Genomic DNA, 16,767 nt, shown 5'->3' on the forward strand with positions numbered 1-16,767 from the left:
CTCCTGTGGTCACATATGCCCCAAACCGAGGCCAAGGATTATTAGATCACCGCCCACGGACCTTGTGGGCCACTCGTGTTCAAGTCGATGGCACCCACGCCTCCGCCTTCGACAGCGCCAACTTCAGCTCCCGGCCGCCGGCTTCTTCCAGCAGTGCGCTCTCGCCGACCACTACCAACAAACTCCGCGCCCGGGACAGGCCGACGTACAGCTGCTCCGCCGCGCGTTCCGGGTCCTTGAAGCCATTGACGCACAGCACCACAACAGAGCGCTCCAGCCCCTTGAATCCCAGCACGTGGCCGTAGAACACATCGTTGTTTGCATGGAAGTCGAGCCAGTATTCGGCGATGGAGCCGTTGTCGAAGCGCTCCTGGTGCACGGGATGCCTCGACTTGGTGGTCAGGAGGGCGATCTGGCTGTTGGCCCAGCCCTCGTCCATCAGCGCGTCGATGCAGCCGTCGGCGGCACCGAGGGCGTCATCGGTAAGGCATTCGACCCTCCGGACGGGCAGGCCGGTCCCGCCGCGGGGCGTGAAATGCTCGCCGGCGAACGACTTGAACGTCTCGGCGATCTTCCGGGTGTTGCGCAGATTCTCATCGATGTGAATGGGAACAAAGGTGGCCGTCGGGCCTGAGGTGAGGTCCGCCGTCGTGCCGCCCCACCTCTTGTAGACGTCCTGGCGGTCATCCATGAAGGCGTAGACTTCACTGTTCCCGGGGTCTGTGGTGCAGGCGAGCAGGGCTTCCCACCACAGTGGGGCAAAGTCCTGGGCCTCATCGATGACGACGGCGTCCAGCCGCTCGTGCGGCCCAAGCCCGGCTCCCAGCTCCTTGAGCATGCGCGGCATCTCGACGTCGAAGTAGTCCTGTCCGGAACCGTCCTCCACGCCCAGCCCGCGGACGTATTCGTGAAATTCGCCGGTGAAGACGGGCTGGTTCTGCCGCCAGCCGGATACCTGCCGCTGGAGGTACTGGCCGAGGCCCTTGTTGTAGCAGAAAAGTCCCACGCGTTTGCCCTGCCGGCAGAGCAGCCTGGACTTTTCCAGGGCGAGCCAGGTCTTGCCGCTGCCCGCACCGCCAGTGAACCGCACGCGCCTGAGCGACCGGGTGGCCTGCAACAGCACGGCCTGCCGCTCCGTAAGGTGGTCCTGCGCGTCCTCGGCTTCCTGCGGATCCGGCAGCCCGTCGGAGTCCTTGTTCAGGTCCCCGCTGAGGTGCCGGCAGATACGCTCCACGAAGGCGGGCGCCAGCGCGCAGGCGCCGCCGCCTTCGTTTTCGATGGCATGCCGTATCAGGTCCGCCGGTGACTTCATGTCGGTTTGGTCCAGGATCAGCGAACGGGGGCATCCGGCCATCTCCCAGTCCCTCGGGACGTCCGTGTAGGGAAGGCTCACGAGGTATGCGAAGCGGCTGCTGAGCTTGGAACCGAGCCGGCCTTCGAGCCAGGTCTTGAACGCATGCTGCGAATTCTGGGACTGCGCTACCGGGCTCTGGATCTTGTGCCTGCCGACCCTATCGGACTGGTACCACTGCCCATTTTCGACGCCGACCTTTCCGCCCTTGACTTCGATGGCGGCCACGCCGACGCCGGGCCACAGCACCAGCAGGTCGATCTCGTGCTCAGCCCGCCCATCCCGGACCTGGACGGAATGGGCCAGGACACAGTCGTCCGGCAGGCTTCTCCGGAGAGCTTCCCACGCAACCCGTTCGGCCGATTGGCCGTCACCGAACTCCGGCTTCTCCGGAATGCATCTCACCGCTGCCCCCATGCCCTATGGCGGCTACCGCGCCGCGGAATATTTTGATCATCTTATGGTGCAGATCACTCATTGGCGGACAACAAGCGTGAACGGTGCGTACATGCTTCAGCTTTGCTGAGGAACTCCATGAACAGAGGGTTCGGCCGCGCCCCAGGCAGGACCCGGCGCAGGTCTTCCAGGGGTCGCAGTGGGCTGGCCGGCAATCAACGCCTCCACGGTGTCGGCCGAGCGCCAGGCTCCAGACCCGAGACCGCAATCAGTCTGATGTACCGGTGACGATCAGACGGCCACCAGTTCCTCAACGGCTCCCCCTCGTTGCCCAGGACTGTTGTGATCCTGGGCTTGCCGGTCGTGGCGCCCCGATCACGCGCGGCTTCAAAGGCGGAAGGGGCACCTCGAGTAGACCCGAAGCGGTGCGGTGCCTCGCCGTGGTAAGTTGCAAGCCGTATCGGCGTTTGTTCAATTGGGGGGAAAATGCTCAGAAATGGTCTTTTTGACGGGTTTGAAGCCTACCGTGTGCCAGCCGAGAGAGACCTTCGTGAGGCACTCAAGAATGGCATCGTAGCCGTTGACACCAACGTTCTCTTGAATCTTTATCGCTACGCTGAAACTACCGTCGAAGACCTTCTGCGTGTACTAGGTACAACCGACGACAGGCTTTTTGTGCCTCACCAAGTTGTTCGAGAATTTTGGCGCAACAGGCAGGGCGTATTGGGAAATCCGACTAGTGCCATCAAGGACACCCAATCTGCATTGACTAAGAATCACACATCAACAGCTGATGCGATAAGACGCTGGGCGAAAAACGTCGCTGCCGATCCGGCCGTCAGAAACGAAATACTGAGTCTCGTCGACCAGTTCTTTGTCGACATCAAGGACCGGATTGGTGACGGCAAGCCGACTCGAGTAAGTGTTGCGACACCGACAGACGATGATCGACTTCTCGTACGAATCGCCGAACTTCTCGAGGGCCGTGTTGGCACCCCTCTCACTCCCGATGACTGGGAAAAATGCGTTGCTGAAGGTGAACGCCGGGTCGAGAAGATGGTTCCCCCAGGGTACATGGACGTAGACAAACTCGAATCGGACCTTCCTGAAGGCGCATCAGGCGACTACCTAGTGTGGTTTGAACTTCTACGTGAAGGGGAGGCTCAGAAAAAGCCATTGATTTTGGTTACGTCCGATACCAAAGAGGACTGGTGGAATCAGCCAAATGGCTCTCGGCCTCTCGGACCACGAAGGGAGCTAGTGGAGGAATACTCGGCTGCCAGTGGCCATCAAGTGTTTCTCCTTGAACCAGCTGACCTTCTTAGCCTCTCAGACTCACTCGGTATTGATACCCGAAGCGAATCTGTGCAGGACATCGAACGAGTCAAGAATGAGCCCACAGAAGCGACCCCGTGGACGCCTGAGTCCGTCCATGCCGTCCTTGACGAGCTCGAAAGACAAGGACACGTTCAAGCCTTCGTCATCCGCGAGGCCGCGGATCACGGCGGGAAAATCACCCGCGAGCGTGTTTACGAAATAGATGGGCGCAGCGACGAACAGATGCTTAGAGGTTTTACGCGGCCGGTTCGGCGTGTTACTAATGAGCTCCAAGCTTTGGGGCTGGTCCCAGAGGGGGTTGCCTCATTGCTGCGAGCCGTCTACGAAACAGGTGTGAAGTCTTCACATTTCGGGATACCCGCTGAAGTTGTGGAGATCTTGGAGTCCCGCGTAACCCCCACTGACGGCCTGTCACCGATGAAGGACACTAATACGTAAAAGCGCGATCGCGTCATTCCCCGGGGCCAATTTCTCCCGAACTTCTGCGGTTACCCTAAAAGGTCCGTCAAACTGATCGCCCAGGTACGGAGACCCTGTGAGTGTTCCTTTCTGCAATTTGAGACGAGCAGTGGTGCCCGCGACTTCAATGAACCGAGGTCGACCGAGGCTGTGCAGGGTCCCAAGGTGTGGGCACTTTCTGGGGACATCGAAGGACCTTGGACGTACTCATGGCGGCCAGTGAACCATCGATGCTCAAGTCCCGGAGGTTACTGCGTGATAACACTCTGCTTTTGTCCAGTAACTCCCGTTCAACACGAAGCCGGCTGGCCTTTCTTGCCTGGACAAAATAACCTGGCGCAATGGCTAGGTTCATTGGGGGAGAGTCCGCGGAGAAGCTGCGCGAGGGCTTGTACGAACTTCTCAGCACGGAAGCTCTCGGCAATTTGCTACACGACGAACAACATTTGCAGCCAATCTTCGCAGAGATAGCCGAACACGACGCCCCCGACATGCTCTCCCGCCACGTCGCCAATGCCGTCCGCGACGCTCTCACCGCAGCCAAACCGGCAGATAGAGTCGGTCTAGCTAACCGCCTCCTGCAGGAACTGAAGACCACTAACCGCATCAGTCCAGGTCCCACCCAACTCCACGCTCTCCACCGCCCTGACACGCTAAAGCGCAGGCAGCTTCGCCGGCCCACCACTAAGCTGTCCGACTCCGCCCTCCTCACCAACAGCAAGGATGACCCCAACCTTGCCGCCGAACTCCGCACCGAGATCGAGTCAGCCGACACCGTCGACCTCCTCTGTGCCTTCATCCGCTGGACCGGCCTTCGGCTTCTCGAACCCGCCCTCGAGCAGCTAAGGGATCGCGGCGTCAGGCTGCGAGTCATCACCACAACATATATGGGAGCAACGGAGCGCCGGGCCATTGACCACCTGGTACAGCGCTACGGCGCCGAGGTGAAGATCAGCTACGAGATACATTCAACGCGTCTCCACGCCAAGGCCTGGCTGTTCCGACGCAACTCCGGCTTCCACACGGCTTACGTCGGCAGCTCCAACCTCAGCAGCGCTGCGCTCCTCGACGGCCTTGAGTGGAACGTCCGCCTCAGCTCGGTAGCCACACCGGACCTGCTAAAGAAGTTCGAGGTCACCTTCGACAGCTACTGGGAACAGCGCGCATTCCACAGTTACGACCCCCAACGGGACGCGGGCAAGCTGGACGCCGCCCTTGCCCGTAACGGCGGCAAACTCACCGGGCCTCCGGACGCTGCAACAGGTTTGGAAGTCGAGCCCTTCCTCCACCAGGTCGAGATGCTCGAGGATCTCGAAGCAGAGCGGGACAAGGGATACCACCGCAATCTGCTCGTGGCCGCCACGGGTACCGGTAAGACAGTCATCGCTGCCCTGGACTACAAACGCCTCTGCGAAGCGGCCGGCCGAGAGCTGAACCTGCTCTTCGTGGCACACCGCCAGGAGATTCTCAAGCAGTCCCTACGGACCTATCGCGACGTGCTGCAGAAGGGTTCCTTTGGCGAGCTGTTCGTCGGTGAGCACAAGCCAAAGGACTGGAGACACGTCTTCGCAAGCGTTCAGTCCCTTGCTGCACTGGGAATGGACAAGATCAGGCCGGACGACTTTGACGTCGTCGTGATCGACGAGTTCCACCACGCCGAAGCGCCTACCTACCGGAGGCTCATAGACCACCTCAAGCCCAAGGAACTCCTCGGCCTGACGGCAACACCGGAACGCGGCGACGGGGTGGACGTCGCCAAGCAGTTTTTCGAGGGTCGGCGGGCCAGCGAACTCCGGTTGTGGGACGCGCTCGACGCCGATCTGCTGGTCCCGTTTCACTACTTCGGAGTCTCGGACGACGTTGACCTCAGCCGCTTGGAGTGGAAGCGCGGCAGCTACGACATCGGCCAGCTCGATGCCCTCTACACCGGCAACGAGGCCCGTGCCGGCAAGGTGATTCGCGATCTCCGGGACAAGGTCACCAGCACGAGTGATATGAGGGCTATCGGCTTCTGCGTCTCCGTGCAGCACGCCGCCTATATGGCCGAGGTCTTCAACCGGGCCGGTATATCCTCAGTTGCGGTTTCGGGGCAGACCGACGACGCCGAACGCGCCCTCGCGCTGCAACGGCTGCGGTCCCGCGAAATCAACTGCATCTTCGCCGTCGACCTGTTCAATGAGGGCCTGGATTTGCCCGAGGTAGACACCATACTGCTGCTCCGGCCCACGCAAAGCGCCACGATTTTCCTCCAACAGCTGGGCCGGGGGCTTCGTCGCGCCGGAGACAAGGCCGTGCTCACGGTGCTGGACTTCATTGGACAGCAGCGCCGTGAGTTCCGTTTCGACCTCAGGTTTCGCGCCCTAACCGGCTACGGCCGCAAGGAGCTGGAGAAGGCCATTGAGGACGAATTTCCCTTCCTACCGTCTGGCTCGCAGATCGTGCTTGACCGGGTGGCGCAGGATGTGGTGCTCGAGAACATTAAGGCGCAGCTCAGGTTCAACAGGGCTCAGCTGGTGCGGGACATTGCCTCGTACGGGGAAACAGAGCTAGAAGCTTACCTGGAGAAGTCCGGCAGCGAGCTGAAGTCCATCTATCGTTCCACGAAGGACTCCTGGACCGGTTACCTCCGCCAGGCCGGGCTGATCGAGGGATATTCACCGCTCGAAACAGTCCTCAGCGGAAAAATCTACGCTCTTTCGGACGACGCCGAGAAAAAGCTGCTTGCGCGCATGGTGCGGCTGATTCACGTAGACGACCCAGAGCGCGCGGAGGCGTACTCCATGCTTGTTAGCCCAGGTGCGCCCAGTTATGCGCAGCTTGGCCCGCGAGAGCAAACCTTCGCCCGCATGCTCTTTTACACGCTGTGGGATGACGGCGGCGGTTTTCAGGCCTACGACGCCGGCCTGGACCATCTGCGCGGATACCCGTTTGTTTGCAGCGAAATCCGCCAGCTGGTGAAGCTGGGAGTGGCAGCATCCAAGCATACCGGCAAGAGCCTGGGCGCAGGCTTGCAGCACATCCCGCTGCTCACCCACGCGACGTACCGGCGGGAAGAGGTACTGGCAGCCCTTCAGTACGGTTCCCTGGAGCTGGGCAAGAATGTGCAGCACCGGGAGGGTGTGGCCTGGTGCCCGGCAACGGCTACAGATGCGTTCTTTGTGACCCTCAGCAAGGACGATAGGAACCATTCCGCCACGACGATGTACAAGGACTACGCCATCAGCCCCGAGCTGTTCCACTGGGAGTCGCAGAACGCAACCTCGCCCAGCAGCCCGACAGGTAAGCGGTACTTGGACAGGCTGAAGCACGAGTCGCACATCCTGCTTTTCACCCGGGACACCGCCGAGGACGAGACCGGCTTAACGGTTCCCTACACCTCCCTGGGCCAAATGGATTATGTCCAGCACTCGGGGGAGAAGCCGATTGCTATCACCTGGAAGCTGCACCGGCCGATGCCGGGGGACGTGTTCGCGTCCGCGGCTGCGGTGGCTCAATGAAGGCTGCAGGAGAGGGAATCTGAAGCGGCACTCCAGCTCTGGTCGCCGGTCAGACCGCGGTTCCAGGATTTGTGCGAGGCCGGACGCCGAAAATGAGACGTGGGCATGCTTCTTGACAGGACCCGGTCAGTCGTTCGGATGGGCAGCAAGATATCTCCGAAGAATCAGGACGGCTTCGTGGATATGGTTAAGCTTTAGTTGTTCGTGCGGTCCGTCGTAGTCCAAGGGGTCCATCAATCGCCACTTCTCCGACTCAGAAAAGAGGTGGAAATAGTGGTGGGCAGACTTGCGAGCCTCCCGGGTGCGGTCCCTGTAGTTACCCTCGATTGTGTCAGGGCGCTGGAAGATTAAGTGATTCTCCCAGTCGGAAGACACCTCTTCGAGTACCCGAAGATACTCTCGCAGGGTTCGGTTTCGACACGTGTCAGCGATGGTCGAAAACAGTACCGGGGAGGATTTGCGGGGAATCGGGGCGGAACGTCTTGCTCGCTGGTGTAGGCGAGGACTCTCTCCTGAGTCAGATCCTCCGGCCCACGCAGCGCATCGGGATCACTCGGCTTAAAGGTGTGGCGGATGACGTGTATGTTCTCCAGGGGGACCGCTGGATCACAGTCCGAACCTATGCCGCTAAGCACATGACCCAGGGTAAGGGACGCGCGGGAATCCAGCTCTGCAGAGACCATGGTCTCCGCAGGCACGTAGAGGGCAGAGGCTCGCAGATCAGACACTGGAACACCTTATGCCACTGACTCATGCCTTCTAGTAAGGGTTACGTCAGCGATAGAACAGTGCCCCTCACCGGTCCGTTCTAGCGTTGCGATCACGTCAGCTGTTTCAGGGTTGCCATTGCAGATGCTGCCGTACGAGGGAGCTGACCACGCGTGGCTATTTTGTATCAGGCCATGACCAGAAGGTCGTCCACGAACGCAGGCCGTGAGGGCCGAGAGCGAGGATGCTGGCAGCGAGGCGAGGCGGCCAGATGTGCGGTGGTAAACGGCTAAACTACGCAGGGTGCTCTGGAGTCGTGTTGCGCTCGGAGCGCTATGCCTGTCGAACACCGTGGCACGAAGCACATATTCAACGCAACATAAATAGGACGGCCATGGCAAACAAGAATCAGTCAAGTAGACTGACAGATCAGCACATCTTATCTAAGGGTGTTATAGGAATCTTTGGCGAATATGCAAAGAATCACGATCTCAATGTGTCTGAAGTTTCTCAGCTGCTTGTTAAGCAGTTGAAAGTGGAGTACCCGATGTTGCAATTCCGATATCGGGTAAGTGTAACAAAATCTGAAATCAATGCCGCGTTGCAGAAAATCGACGCCATGCTAGGCCAAACCCTTTTTGTACCAAACTCCAGCATCAGACCTGACGGTGGGCTGATTGAGGTCAAGGATGACCATGGTGCATGGCGGATTGTTGTTGTCTCAGAAGCAAAGCATCAAGGTAAGGATATTGAAAACATTCGTGCCGGTAAGCTGGTTGGTACGAAAAGTAATCAAGACCTTATGGCTGCTGGAAATGCCATTGAGCGATCACATAAAAATATTTCTGAAATCGCCAATCTAATGCTCTCCGAGTCGCATTTTCCCTATGTGCTCTTCCTTGCAGGATCAAATTTTCTCACCGAATCGGTAACCGTAACACGTCCTGATGGACGGAACGTTGTTTTGCAATACAATTCAGGGATGCTCAATAGATTAGATAGGTTGACATCTGCGAACTATGGAATGCCAATCAACACAAATCTGTGTGAGAACAAGCTTGTGACATACCAAGAGAAGGCGATCTCGCTTCAGGCTGCATCCATCTATTCTCAAGGAGATGGCGAGGCGTGGGATAGCATCGAGATGATGAGCATCATGTTAGATGTAGCAAAAACATCCCTCAAGGTGCTTGCGAGTGATCTATTTACTCAGATGACGGAAAAGGGTATCTAATTGTGGCGCGCGTAGTTCAGCATTCATTGCTACACAAAGCTAAGAAGAGCAAGAACGATGAGTTTTATACGCAACGGGTGGACATTGAGAAAGAGTTACAGCACTATACCTCTCAATTTATCGACAAAGTCGTTTACTGCAATTGCGATGATCCTACTATTAGTAACTTCTTTGCATACTTTTATGAGAACTTTGAGAGACTCGGTCTCAAAAAGTTAATAGCAACTGGGTACGCTAACGATGAACGAGGGTCTGGCAGTTTTTTTGAGTACACGGGTAAACCTGCAGAGAGAATTCGTTTTGAAGCGAACGACATTCACAGTCTTGAGGGGGATGGCGACTTTCGTGGCCCGGAAAGTATAGAACTCCTCATGGAAGCAGACATCGTCGTCACCAACCCTCCTTTCTCCTTGTTCCGAGAATTTATTGCTCAGATGGTTGAGTTTGACAAACAGTTCCTGGTAATTGGAAACGTCAACGCAATCACCTATAAAGAAGTCTTCAACCTCGTCCAAGCCGAAAAAGCATGGCTGGGCGTCCATCTCGGAAGGGGAATTTCCGGGTTCATCGTTCCAGAGAATTATGAGCTGTATGGGACCGAGGCGCGAATTGATAGCAATGGCAACCGAATCGTGTCGCCGAATAATTGTTTGTGGCTAACGAACCTAGACTACCAGAAAAGGCATAATGAATTAGAGCTCACCAAATCGTATCACGGAAATGAAGCAGCATACCCTCGATATGATAATTTCGACGGAATTAATGTCAACAAGACAAAGGACATCCCCGCCGATTACACCGGATATATGGGTGTTCCGATCACTTTTCTTCACAAGCATAACCCTGATCAGTTTGAAATAATCAAATTCAGAAAGGGCGACGATGGGAAAGATTTATCGGTAGGTGGTAAGTGTCCGTTCTTCAGAATTATCATCAGAAAAAAGAGTGAAAACCCGGACCCGAAAAAGGCGACGGTAGAACTTCTTGAATCGCAAGGCTGGCAGACCAGGTTGTGGTAAGAGCTCCTCGCGTTGGAACCCACCTGAACAATAACGACTTGACTTGGCCCTCGGCAATCTTGGTGAGTGAGGAGACTGAGGTCGTCACAGGGTAATTGGAGGCAATGCTTCCTCAGGAAGCGTTGCCGGTTCAGGACTCTATGCAATGCCGAGCAATCGATCTACCCGCTTGCCCTTTGTGAGATTGACAAGTGGGCCCAGTGCCGGCGGCCTGAACAGTGATGACGGGAATCTCGTGAGGCTGAAGCGGGCGGCCGGGGACAGGGCGAATGTCGAGCGAAGTAATGCGGTCTTCTTCGTGTTTTCTGTCAGATCTGCGCTGCTTTCGCTGTATCCGCGGAGCCAGTCAATTGACCTGGTGAGGAGGCCGTCGAGACAGGAGGCACTGACAAAGTGGACCCCTACCGCCACCACGCATTCGTGGTGCAGCTGCATCTGAACCGCATCGATTAGATCGAGGCGACCCTTGCGGCCCTCGACAGCCGCATCGACATGGTGATGGAACCTTTTTCTTTAGCCCGGGAGCTGCTGATGACCGTCCCTGGGATTTCGAAGAATGTCGCTAACGTCATCATCGCCGAAGCCGGCGTGGACATGAACGTCTTTGACACTGCGGGCCATCTGGCCTCGTGGGCGGGAGTATGTCCGAGCCAAAACGAGTCGCTGGACGGATCAAGTCCACCCAAACCCGACCCGGCGACCACTACCTCAAAGCCGCACTGGGAATCGCGACCCTGGCCGTGTCCCGATCAAAAATGACCTACCTCGCCGTGAAAAAATACCGTCGCATTCAGTCCCATGCCGGCGCCCTGCGTGCTGTAGTCGCACTCCAATACACGCTGCTCGTCATTGTCTGGAACATGCTCCACGACGGAGTCGCCTACGACGAACTCGGCATCGCTCATTACGCCAAAACGAACCCCGAACGCGCCAGGAAACGCCTCCAACGCCGAATGGTCGTGCTCGGATTCGAGCCCAACCTCATCCCGCTTTCCGCAGGGAGCTCACCTTCGTTTTCTTAGTAGCCTTTATGCCCCTTGTGGGGCGCCCGTTCCGGGCTGAAAATGCCCGTGTGGTCGCCTGCCAACGCCGTGTTTCTATGGTTCGTTGAGGCCGTCTAGTAGCCGGGCGCAGGGGGTCACGCTGTGGGCCCTTCACTGTTTCTGTTGCATAGGACGAGGACTAGATTCTGTTCTCCCTGGTGATTCCCTCGGGCGGCCGCGCATGTAGTCAGCGGTGCGTTTTGGTGAGGAGATGACGTGAAGCATGCTGGCCGAATCCCAGGATGAGGAAGAAATTATCGCCAGGGTCGCGGCACTGGACATCGGCAAGGCCGAACTCGTGTGCTGCGTGCGGCTCCCCGCGGAGGGGAACCGGAAGAAACGGTTGCAGGAGGTGTCCACGCATTCGACCATGACCCGTTCGTTGGGGGACCTCGCGAACCGTCTGGTCGATCTGGGCATTGAGCGGGTGGTGATGGAGGCGACCAGTGATTACTGGAAGCCGGTGTTTTACCTCCTGGAGGCCCATGGGCTGGAGCCGTGGCTGGTCAACGCCCGCGACGTCAGGCATCTGCCCGGGAGACCGAAGACGGATGTGCTCGATTCCGTATGGTTGTGCAAGGTCGCCGAACGTCAGATGCTCCGTCCCAGCTTCGTCCCGCCGGCCCCCGTCCGCCGGGTGCGGGATTTGACCCGCTACCGGATTGATCTGGTCGGGACACGGACAGCAGAGAAGAACCGGGTCGAAAAGCTCTTGGAGGATGCCTGCATCAAGCTTTCTGTTGTCGCCTCCGACATCTTCGGGGTCTCCGGACGGGAGATGATGGCGGCACTGGTAGCCGGCGAACATGACCCCAAAGTGCTCGCCCAGCTGGCACGGTCGGTGATGCGGAACAAGATCACCCAACTCGAGGAAGCCTTCACAGGCCGTTTTGATGATCATCACAGATTCCTGCTGGCACGGATGCTGGCAAGGATCGACGGGATCGACGTCGATATCGCCGCGGTTGATGAACAGATCGAGGCGCAACTGGCCCCTTTCGCGTCGGCGGCGGAACGCCTGGATGAGATCCCGGGCATCGGCCCCGTCGCCGCCGCCATCGTCATCGCCGAAATCGGGGTCGACATGTCACGGTTCCTGGCCGCGGGGCATCTGTGTTCCTGGGCAAAGTTCTCCCCGGGCATCAGCTCCTCAGCGGGTAAGACCAAGGGCAACGGCTCGAGCGGGCACGGCAACCGGTATCTCGCCCGGGTCCTGGGCGAGGCTGCCGTCATCGTTGGAAGGACCCAGACTTTCCTAGGCGAACGCTAGCGGCGGCTGGCCAGGCGGAGGGGAAAAGCACGGGCCATCGTCGCCGTCGGGCGTTCCATCCTCGTCATCATCTGGCACCTCCTGCAGGATCCCGAAGCCCGGTTCCATGACCTCGGAGCCGACTACTACCAACGGCGCACCAACCCCAACGCCAGGAAACGCACTCACATCCGCCAACTCGAAGCCCTCGGCTACACCGTCACACTAACCCCCGCCGCGTAACCCCCAATACCCTGTTCTACCGGGGGCCTTCCCACGCCTCCCGCATACCCCTGCGCACCGAAGAACGCACCTCACCTCATTTTCGGACTAGACACATCGGAGGCAGTCATGTCGAAACTTATTGACTATGCACGGGATTCGACGCGGCAGCAGTCCACGGACCGGCAGCGGGCGGGTCTACTCGCCGCCGGCGTTCGACGTGATGACCTCTACGTCGACCAAGGTGTCTCCGGAGCGCGTGCGTCGCGACCACAATTCGATCAAGCATTCGACGCACTCATGGAGGGTGACACCCTCGTCATCACGACTTTGGATCGGCTCGGGCGATCCAGTCAAAACATGCTTGCCTTCTCCGACGAGCTCCGCAGCAGCGGCGCCGGCCTGCGCGGCCTGAACTTAGGCGGGGCGACGTCGACACAGCAACCCCGGTGGGCTCTATGTTGTTCACGATCATGGCCGCCCTTGCGCAGGTGGAACACGAGATCAAGCGCGAACGCGTCACCGACTCCATCAACAAGCGGCGAGAGGCTGGCCTGGGCCTTGGAGGTCGGCCCCGCCGGGTCACTGACAGCCAGATTCAGAATGCTGTCCGGCTGGTTAAAAGTGGAGAGCCGGCGGCCCAGGTTGCTAGGGACCTGGGAATGTCCCGGGCGACCTTCTACAGACGATCACGAGTCCTTACTGACCAACAGGGAGCCGTTTAGCACCGCACGCCCGGCGACCAAATGGTGCGTTGTGCATCTTGCACCGCACAGTGAACGAAAATCTCTCACCGTGGTGAACGGCTTGAGCCCACATCCTTAGAGTTTGCTCTCCCAGCGGGAACCTAATCGCCTCTGTTCTTCCCTGGCCGCAGCCAGAATGTTCTCGATGGGCCAACCCTCAAGCTTCCTTACCCGCGCGAGCATCCTATCCACGCGGACATCTCCTGAACTCATTGTCATATTCCTTCTACTAACGACCACTGGACAGGGTGACGATACGTCCAATCCTCACTGCCGTGGGGTACAGAGGCCGTGGCGACTATGGCAGTGTGATTCAGGATCGGTGTGACGGTTTGAACCAGGACCGCCCATGACTCGCGGGGCAGTAGGGACGGTTATTCGTGGCCCCACCTTCAACGTTGGAGAGTTGCGCCGTCTTGCCTGCGCGTGGTTAGCACTTGCCGCGTCTCCAATGGCTCCTTGCCCTTTTGATTGCGGCCTCGCTTCTCCTGGGCACGGTCTCTGCCTACCTCGGACTGAAAGAAGAGGGGGCGTTCATATGCTGTCCCGGTCCTAGGAACCGGAACACCCGAACGTTGTGGAATGCCGTGCCGCTCAACCGGCTTGAGCCGGTAATGGCAATGTGAGAGGTATCCGGAGGCCTTGGCGAAACTCAGGGAAGCTTGGCGCGACCTGGAAGCAGCAGTCAGGGGCTGGACACGGAATGGAACAGACTGGAAGAAGGACCAAACACCGATAGAGCGATGGCTGGTCCGGCTCGGAAATACGGCCGGCAGGACAATCCTGCGGGGTGAGCAGCGGAGCGCTTCAATCTCTACCGCCAGCCGGCGCCCCTTACGCCAGAATTGAGGCAGCCCCCGTCTGCATGGATGCCTTCGTTATCGTCTTCGAACATTCCTCCGCAGTCGGTGCATTGGAAACGGAACCCGTTGGGGCTTGCGAGGTATCGCGGGTTGTCCCTAATCGCGTGCATGCGCGCTGCGCGTGCGTCCTTAGCGGCCTGTCGCTCTGCGATCTCTTCCGCGTTACGGGCTTCCGATATCCAGAATGGTTTAGGTTTCGGGCCAATAAAGCCCGGGTCCGCCTCTTGGTATGTCCGCTGATGGTGCGCAGCAGGAGACTTTTTCCTGCCCGCGCGTAGCTGCTCTGCCTGCTTGCGGCGAAGCACCTCCCAAGGAGGGAGCGTCCGGCCCGAACGGCTGGGAGTGCCTGCCGCTATGAGTGACCATTTGGTGTGCGGAAGCGCCGCCACCCACCGGCCTTGGATGACTTCCTTGCATTCTGGGCAAGAGAACCCTTGTCGTTTTTGGGTGCCCTGGAGGGGAACTATCTTTGCCTCCGCCAGACCACTGTTATGCGCCTCCAGCCACGCGGTCACATGTACGCGTACGTGTTGGAAATTCTCTGGCCCTGGCCTGTAGGGGCGGATGTTGATTCGGGCCGGCGGTTCAACCAGCCGCCAAATGAGCATTGGATGACCAAAGCCAACGCAATGGACAACGCTCGCCCAGATGTTCATTCCGGCAGCGACGGCAGGGGTTTCATAGATATCGGGCGCTTCGGCCCGCTCCAAGAACAACGCATCCCGCTCCGCGTTCTTGCGGACGGCCTCTTCGTCGGCTGCCCGTTTAGCTTCTAAAGCAGCGGCCGCCTGCAATTGCGCAGCCGCTGCATTCTTCGATCGTTTGGCTTCCTCCTGAGTGAGTTTTTCTTCCTGCTGTTTTGGTGTGCCAGGTGCCCAGCGGAACGACGGGTGCAGAATCTGGTCCACGACTAGACCGACGCGCTCCACATTCCGCACGACGGGTTGATATTTCACCGCTTGCATGAGCACCGCCGGGTCTTCGGGCAGGTCGCTACGCTTACCGAAACCTGTCACGATCATCGGTAGCTTCACACGAAACCAGTCCAGGCCTCCGGGGACAATCCACACCGGTGCGATGCCGTCGTCCAGGTAGCGCTGTGATCGGAGGACGTACTCTTCTTCGCTCTGCGCCGACAGTTGCACCTCGAACGCGAGTTTCCGGCCGCTCGTGTGGAAGGCCATTACATCGGCAATCCAGGCCCGGTCGGGACGTGCATGCTCGACTTCAGCGCGCCAACCGGGGGTCGGGTTAATCCGGTCTTTTAGCGCGCGCTTCATCACCAGGTGCTGCTCTGATTCAGACTTGTGGTTCACGGGGCATTCGACGTCGGGATAGTGCTTGAAGAACTGACGTCCTCGGCGTGTGACCCTGCTTGCCCGTAGTCCGCACTCCTGCAAAGCAAGGGTTTCGTACAGCGGATGATGTACCAAGGCCCGCCAAGGATCATGGGCCATCTCCGTGGCGTCTATCCGCTCACCCTTCAAGTACGCAACCAGCTGCACAAAAGCCCCCATTTTTAGCTCCGCATTTTGCTTGGCCGTAAATATACTGCGCGGAAGGGCGAAAACCGGGACCCGTGTACGTGGCGGATCCTGGGGCAGATATGATCCGGGCATGACTGAATTGGAACTGCTCGTGAAGGCCATCGCTGCAGATCTCGGCGATCCTTCCGAATGGCGCCCACCTGTGGAGTTTCGGGACTCTCTTGCCCTTTGCGCCCTGAACTCGGCCTACTCCCTGCGGGCCAGCTCAGCCGCAGCGACGAAAGCACTTGCCCGGTACCGTGCGCTTCGACCAACGGCAGACACAGACAATGGCCTAGACCTGATGGAGGCCATGGATAGCGCAGGCGGCCCTGCAGATTTTGCCCGTGAGATCCTGGGCAACGAAAGCAAGCTCCCCGGTACAAACCGTTTGCGACCTGAGGGCATTTACGAGGGGCTGTCCCGGCTCGCAGCCCTGGACACCGCAGTAACGAGCACCGAGCACCTCCGAACCGCCGCGGCCAAGGGAAGTACCTCCGCAAAGGCGGCATGGATTTCAGTCAAAGGCTTCGGCCCGCTTGCCTGGTCATACCTGATCATGAATGCAGGAGTCAGCACAGAAACAAAACCGGACGTAATGGTGCAACGCTACCTTGTACGAGTTCTTGGCGATGAAGAAAGACTTACTCCCGCACGAACGCGGCAGATCCTCCAGCTGGCGGCCGCTAAGCTCACGGTTGAGCCCCGGGACTTCGACCGAGCAATATGGCTGCACGAGAGCCCGTCGAAGTAGTGAGTACAGCGCCGTAGCGCTTGGCGGCGCCCGCCGACGTCATAGCACCCGAAGCCCTCGGTGGCTCACTAAAGTGATTACATGCTCACCGCAGACGACATCGAGGCCGGCACGACTGCCAAGGGCGGTTATAGCCGTGAACAGTTGGCTGCGTGGGGCGTGCCATGGCCGCCACCAAAAGGCTGGAAGGAAGCTCTGCTGAGCAACGAGAACCCCAACGGGGCGAGCGCCGCTACAACCTTGAAGGAGAAATGTGGGTTTTTTCACTAGCTTATTTGGCGGATCCGCCGTCAGCAGCGATGGAGATGCAGGAGACGAGGAGACGACCCTGACGTGTGATTCGTGTGGTGGCGACGTTGACG

General features: G+C 58.8%; 11 protein-coding genes and 1 pseudogene. 10 read left to right on the top strand and 2 right to left on the bottom strand.

The features are described 5' to 3' along the window. Positions 1-79: 79 nt before the first annotated feature. On the bottom strand, positions 80-1,756 hold the full coding sequence (locus tag CXZ05_RS03075; protein WP_102971146.1) for a nuclease-related domain-containing DEAD/DEAH box helicase: 1,677 nt from the start codon (positions 1,754-1,756) through the stop codon (positions 80-82). A 477-nt stretch (positions 1,757-2,233) separates the two neighbouring features. On the opposite strand from CXZ05_RS03075, the gene CXZ05_RS22735 reads away from it, so the two are divergent. From CXZ05_RS22735 to CXZ05_RS03125, 8 genes and pseudogenes are all read left to right on the top strand, one after another. Continuing rightward, entirely contained in the window at positions 2,234-3,523 is a 1,290-nt protein-coding gene (locus tag CXZ05_RS22735) for a PIN-like domain-containing protein (protein ID WP_146033040.1), read from the top strand. Between the two features lie 362 nt (positions 3,524-3,885). Next, positions 3,886-7,041, top strand: a complete 3,156-nt coding sequence (locus CXZ05_RS03085) for a DUF3427 domain-containing protein (protein WP_102971148.1) — start codon at positions 3,886-3,888, stop codon at positions 7,039-7,041. A 1,102-nt stretch (positions 7,042-8,143) separates the two neighbouring features. Beyond that, positions 8,144-8,983, top strand: coding sequence for an EcoRI family type II restriction endonuclease (locus tag CXZ05_RS03100; protein WP_102971151.1), 840 nt, complete (start codon positions 8,144-8,146; stop codon positions 8,981-8,983). 2 nt (positions 8,984-8,985) lie between these two features. Further along, complete coding sequence (locus CXZ05_RS03105) at positions 8,986-10,002, top strand: adenine-specific methyltransferase EcoRI family protein (RefSeq protein ID WP_102971152.1); 1,017 nt, start codon at positions 8,986-8,988, stop codon at positions 10,000-10,002. Positions 10,003-10,500: 498 nt separating this feature from the next. Beyond that, positions 10,501-10,761 carry an IS110 family transposase gene (locus tag CXZ05_RS23645; protein WP_374754622.1) on the top strand — a complete coding sequence of 87 codons (261 nt, stop codon included), beginning with the start codon at positions 10,501-10,503 and terminating at the stop codon, positions 10,759-10,761. After that, positions 10,644-11,024 carry a hypothetical protein gene (locus tag CXZ05_RS03115; RefSeq protein ID WP_180987259.1) on the top strand — a complete coding sequence of 127 codons (381 nt, stop codon included), beginning with the start codon at positions 10,644-10,646 and terminating at the stop codon, positions 11,022-11,024. The genes CXZ05_RS23645 and CXZ05_RS03115 overlap by 118 nt, the downstream gene beginning before the upstream one ends. Before the next feature lie 244 nt (positions 11,025-11,268). Further along, on the top strand, positions 11,269-12,315 hold the full coding sequence (locus tag CXZ05_RS03120; RefSeq protein ID WP_258006419.1) for an IS110 family transposase: 1,047 nt from the start codon (positions 11,269-11,271) through the stop codon (positions 12,313-12,315). Positions 12,316-12,645: 330 nt separating this feature from the next. Further along, a pseudogene (locus tag CXZ05_RS03125) lies at positions 12,646-13,241 on the top strand (recombinase family protein). Between the two features lie 835 nt (positions 13,242-14,076). On the opposite strand, the gene CXZ05_RS03130 reads toward CXZ05_RS03125, so the two are convergent. Next, positions 14,077-15,642, bottom strand: a complete 1,566-nt coding sequence (locus CXZ05_RS03130) for a competence protein CoiA (protein ID WP_102971155.1) — start codon at positions 15,640-15,642, stop codon at positions 14,077-14,079. Positions 15,643-15,742: 100 nt separating this feature from the next. Here CXZ05_RS03130 and CXZ05_RS03135 point away from each other — a divergent pair, with 100 nt between their 5' ends. Together CXZ05_RS03135 and CXZ05_RS22745 are read left to right on the top strand one after the other, a co-directional pair. Beyond that, entirely contained in the window at positions 15,743-16,405 is a 663-nt protein-coding gene (locus tag CXZ05_RS03135; protein WP_102971156.1) for a hypothetical protein, read from the top strand. An 81-nt stretch (positions 16,406-16,486) separates the two neighbouring features. After that, the gene (locus CXZ05_RS22745; RefSeq protein ID WP_146033041.1) at positions 16,487-16,675 is read left to right on the top strand and encodes a hypothetical protein; all 189 of its coding nucleotides are present in this window, start codon (positions 16,487-16,489) and stop codon (positions 16,673-16,675) included. Positions 16,676-16,767: the final 92 nt, after the last annotated feature.

The sequence above is a fragment of the Arthrobacter sp. AFG20 genome, from assembly GCF_002892795.1.
In the GTDB taxonomy this organism is placed as follows: Bacteria; Actinomycetota; Actinomycetes; order Actinomycetales; family Micrococcaceae; genus Arthrobacter.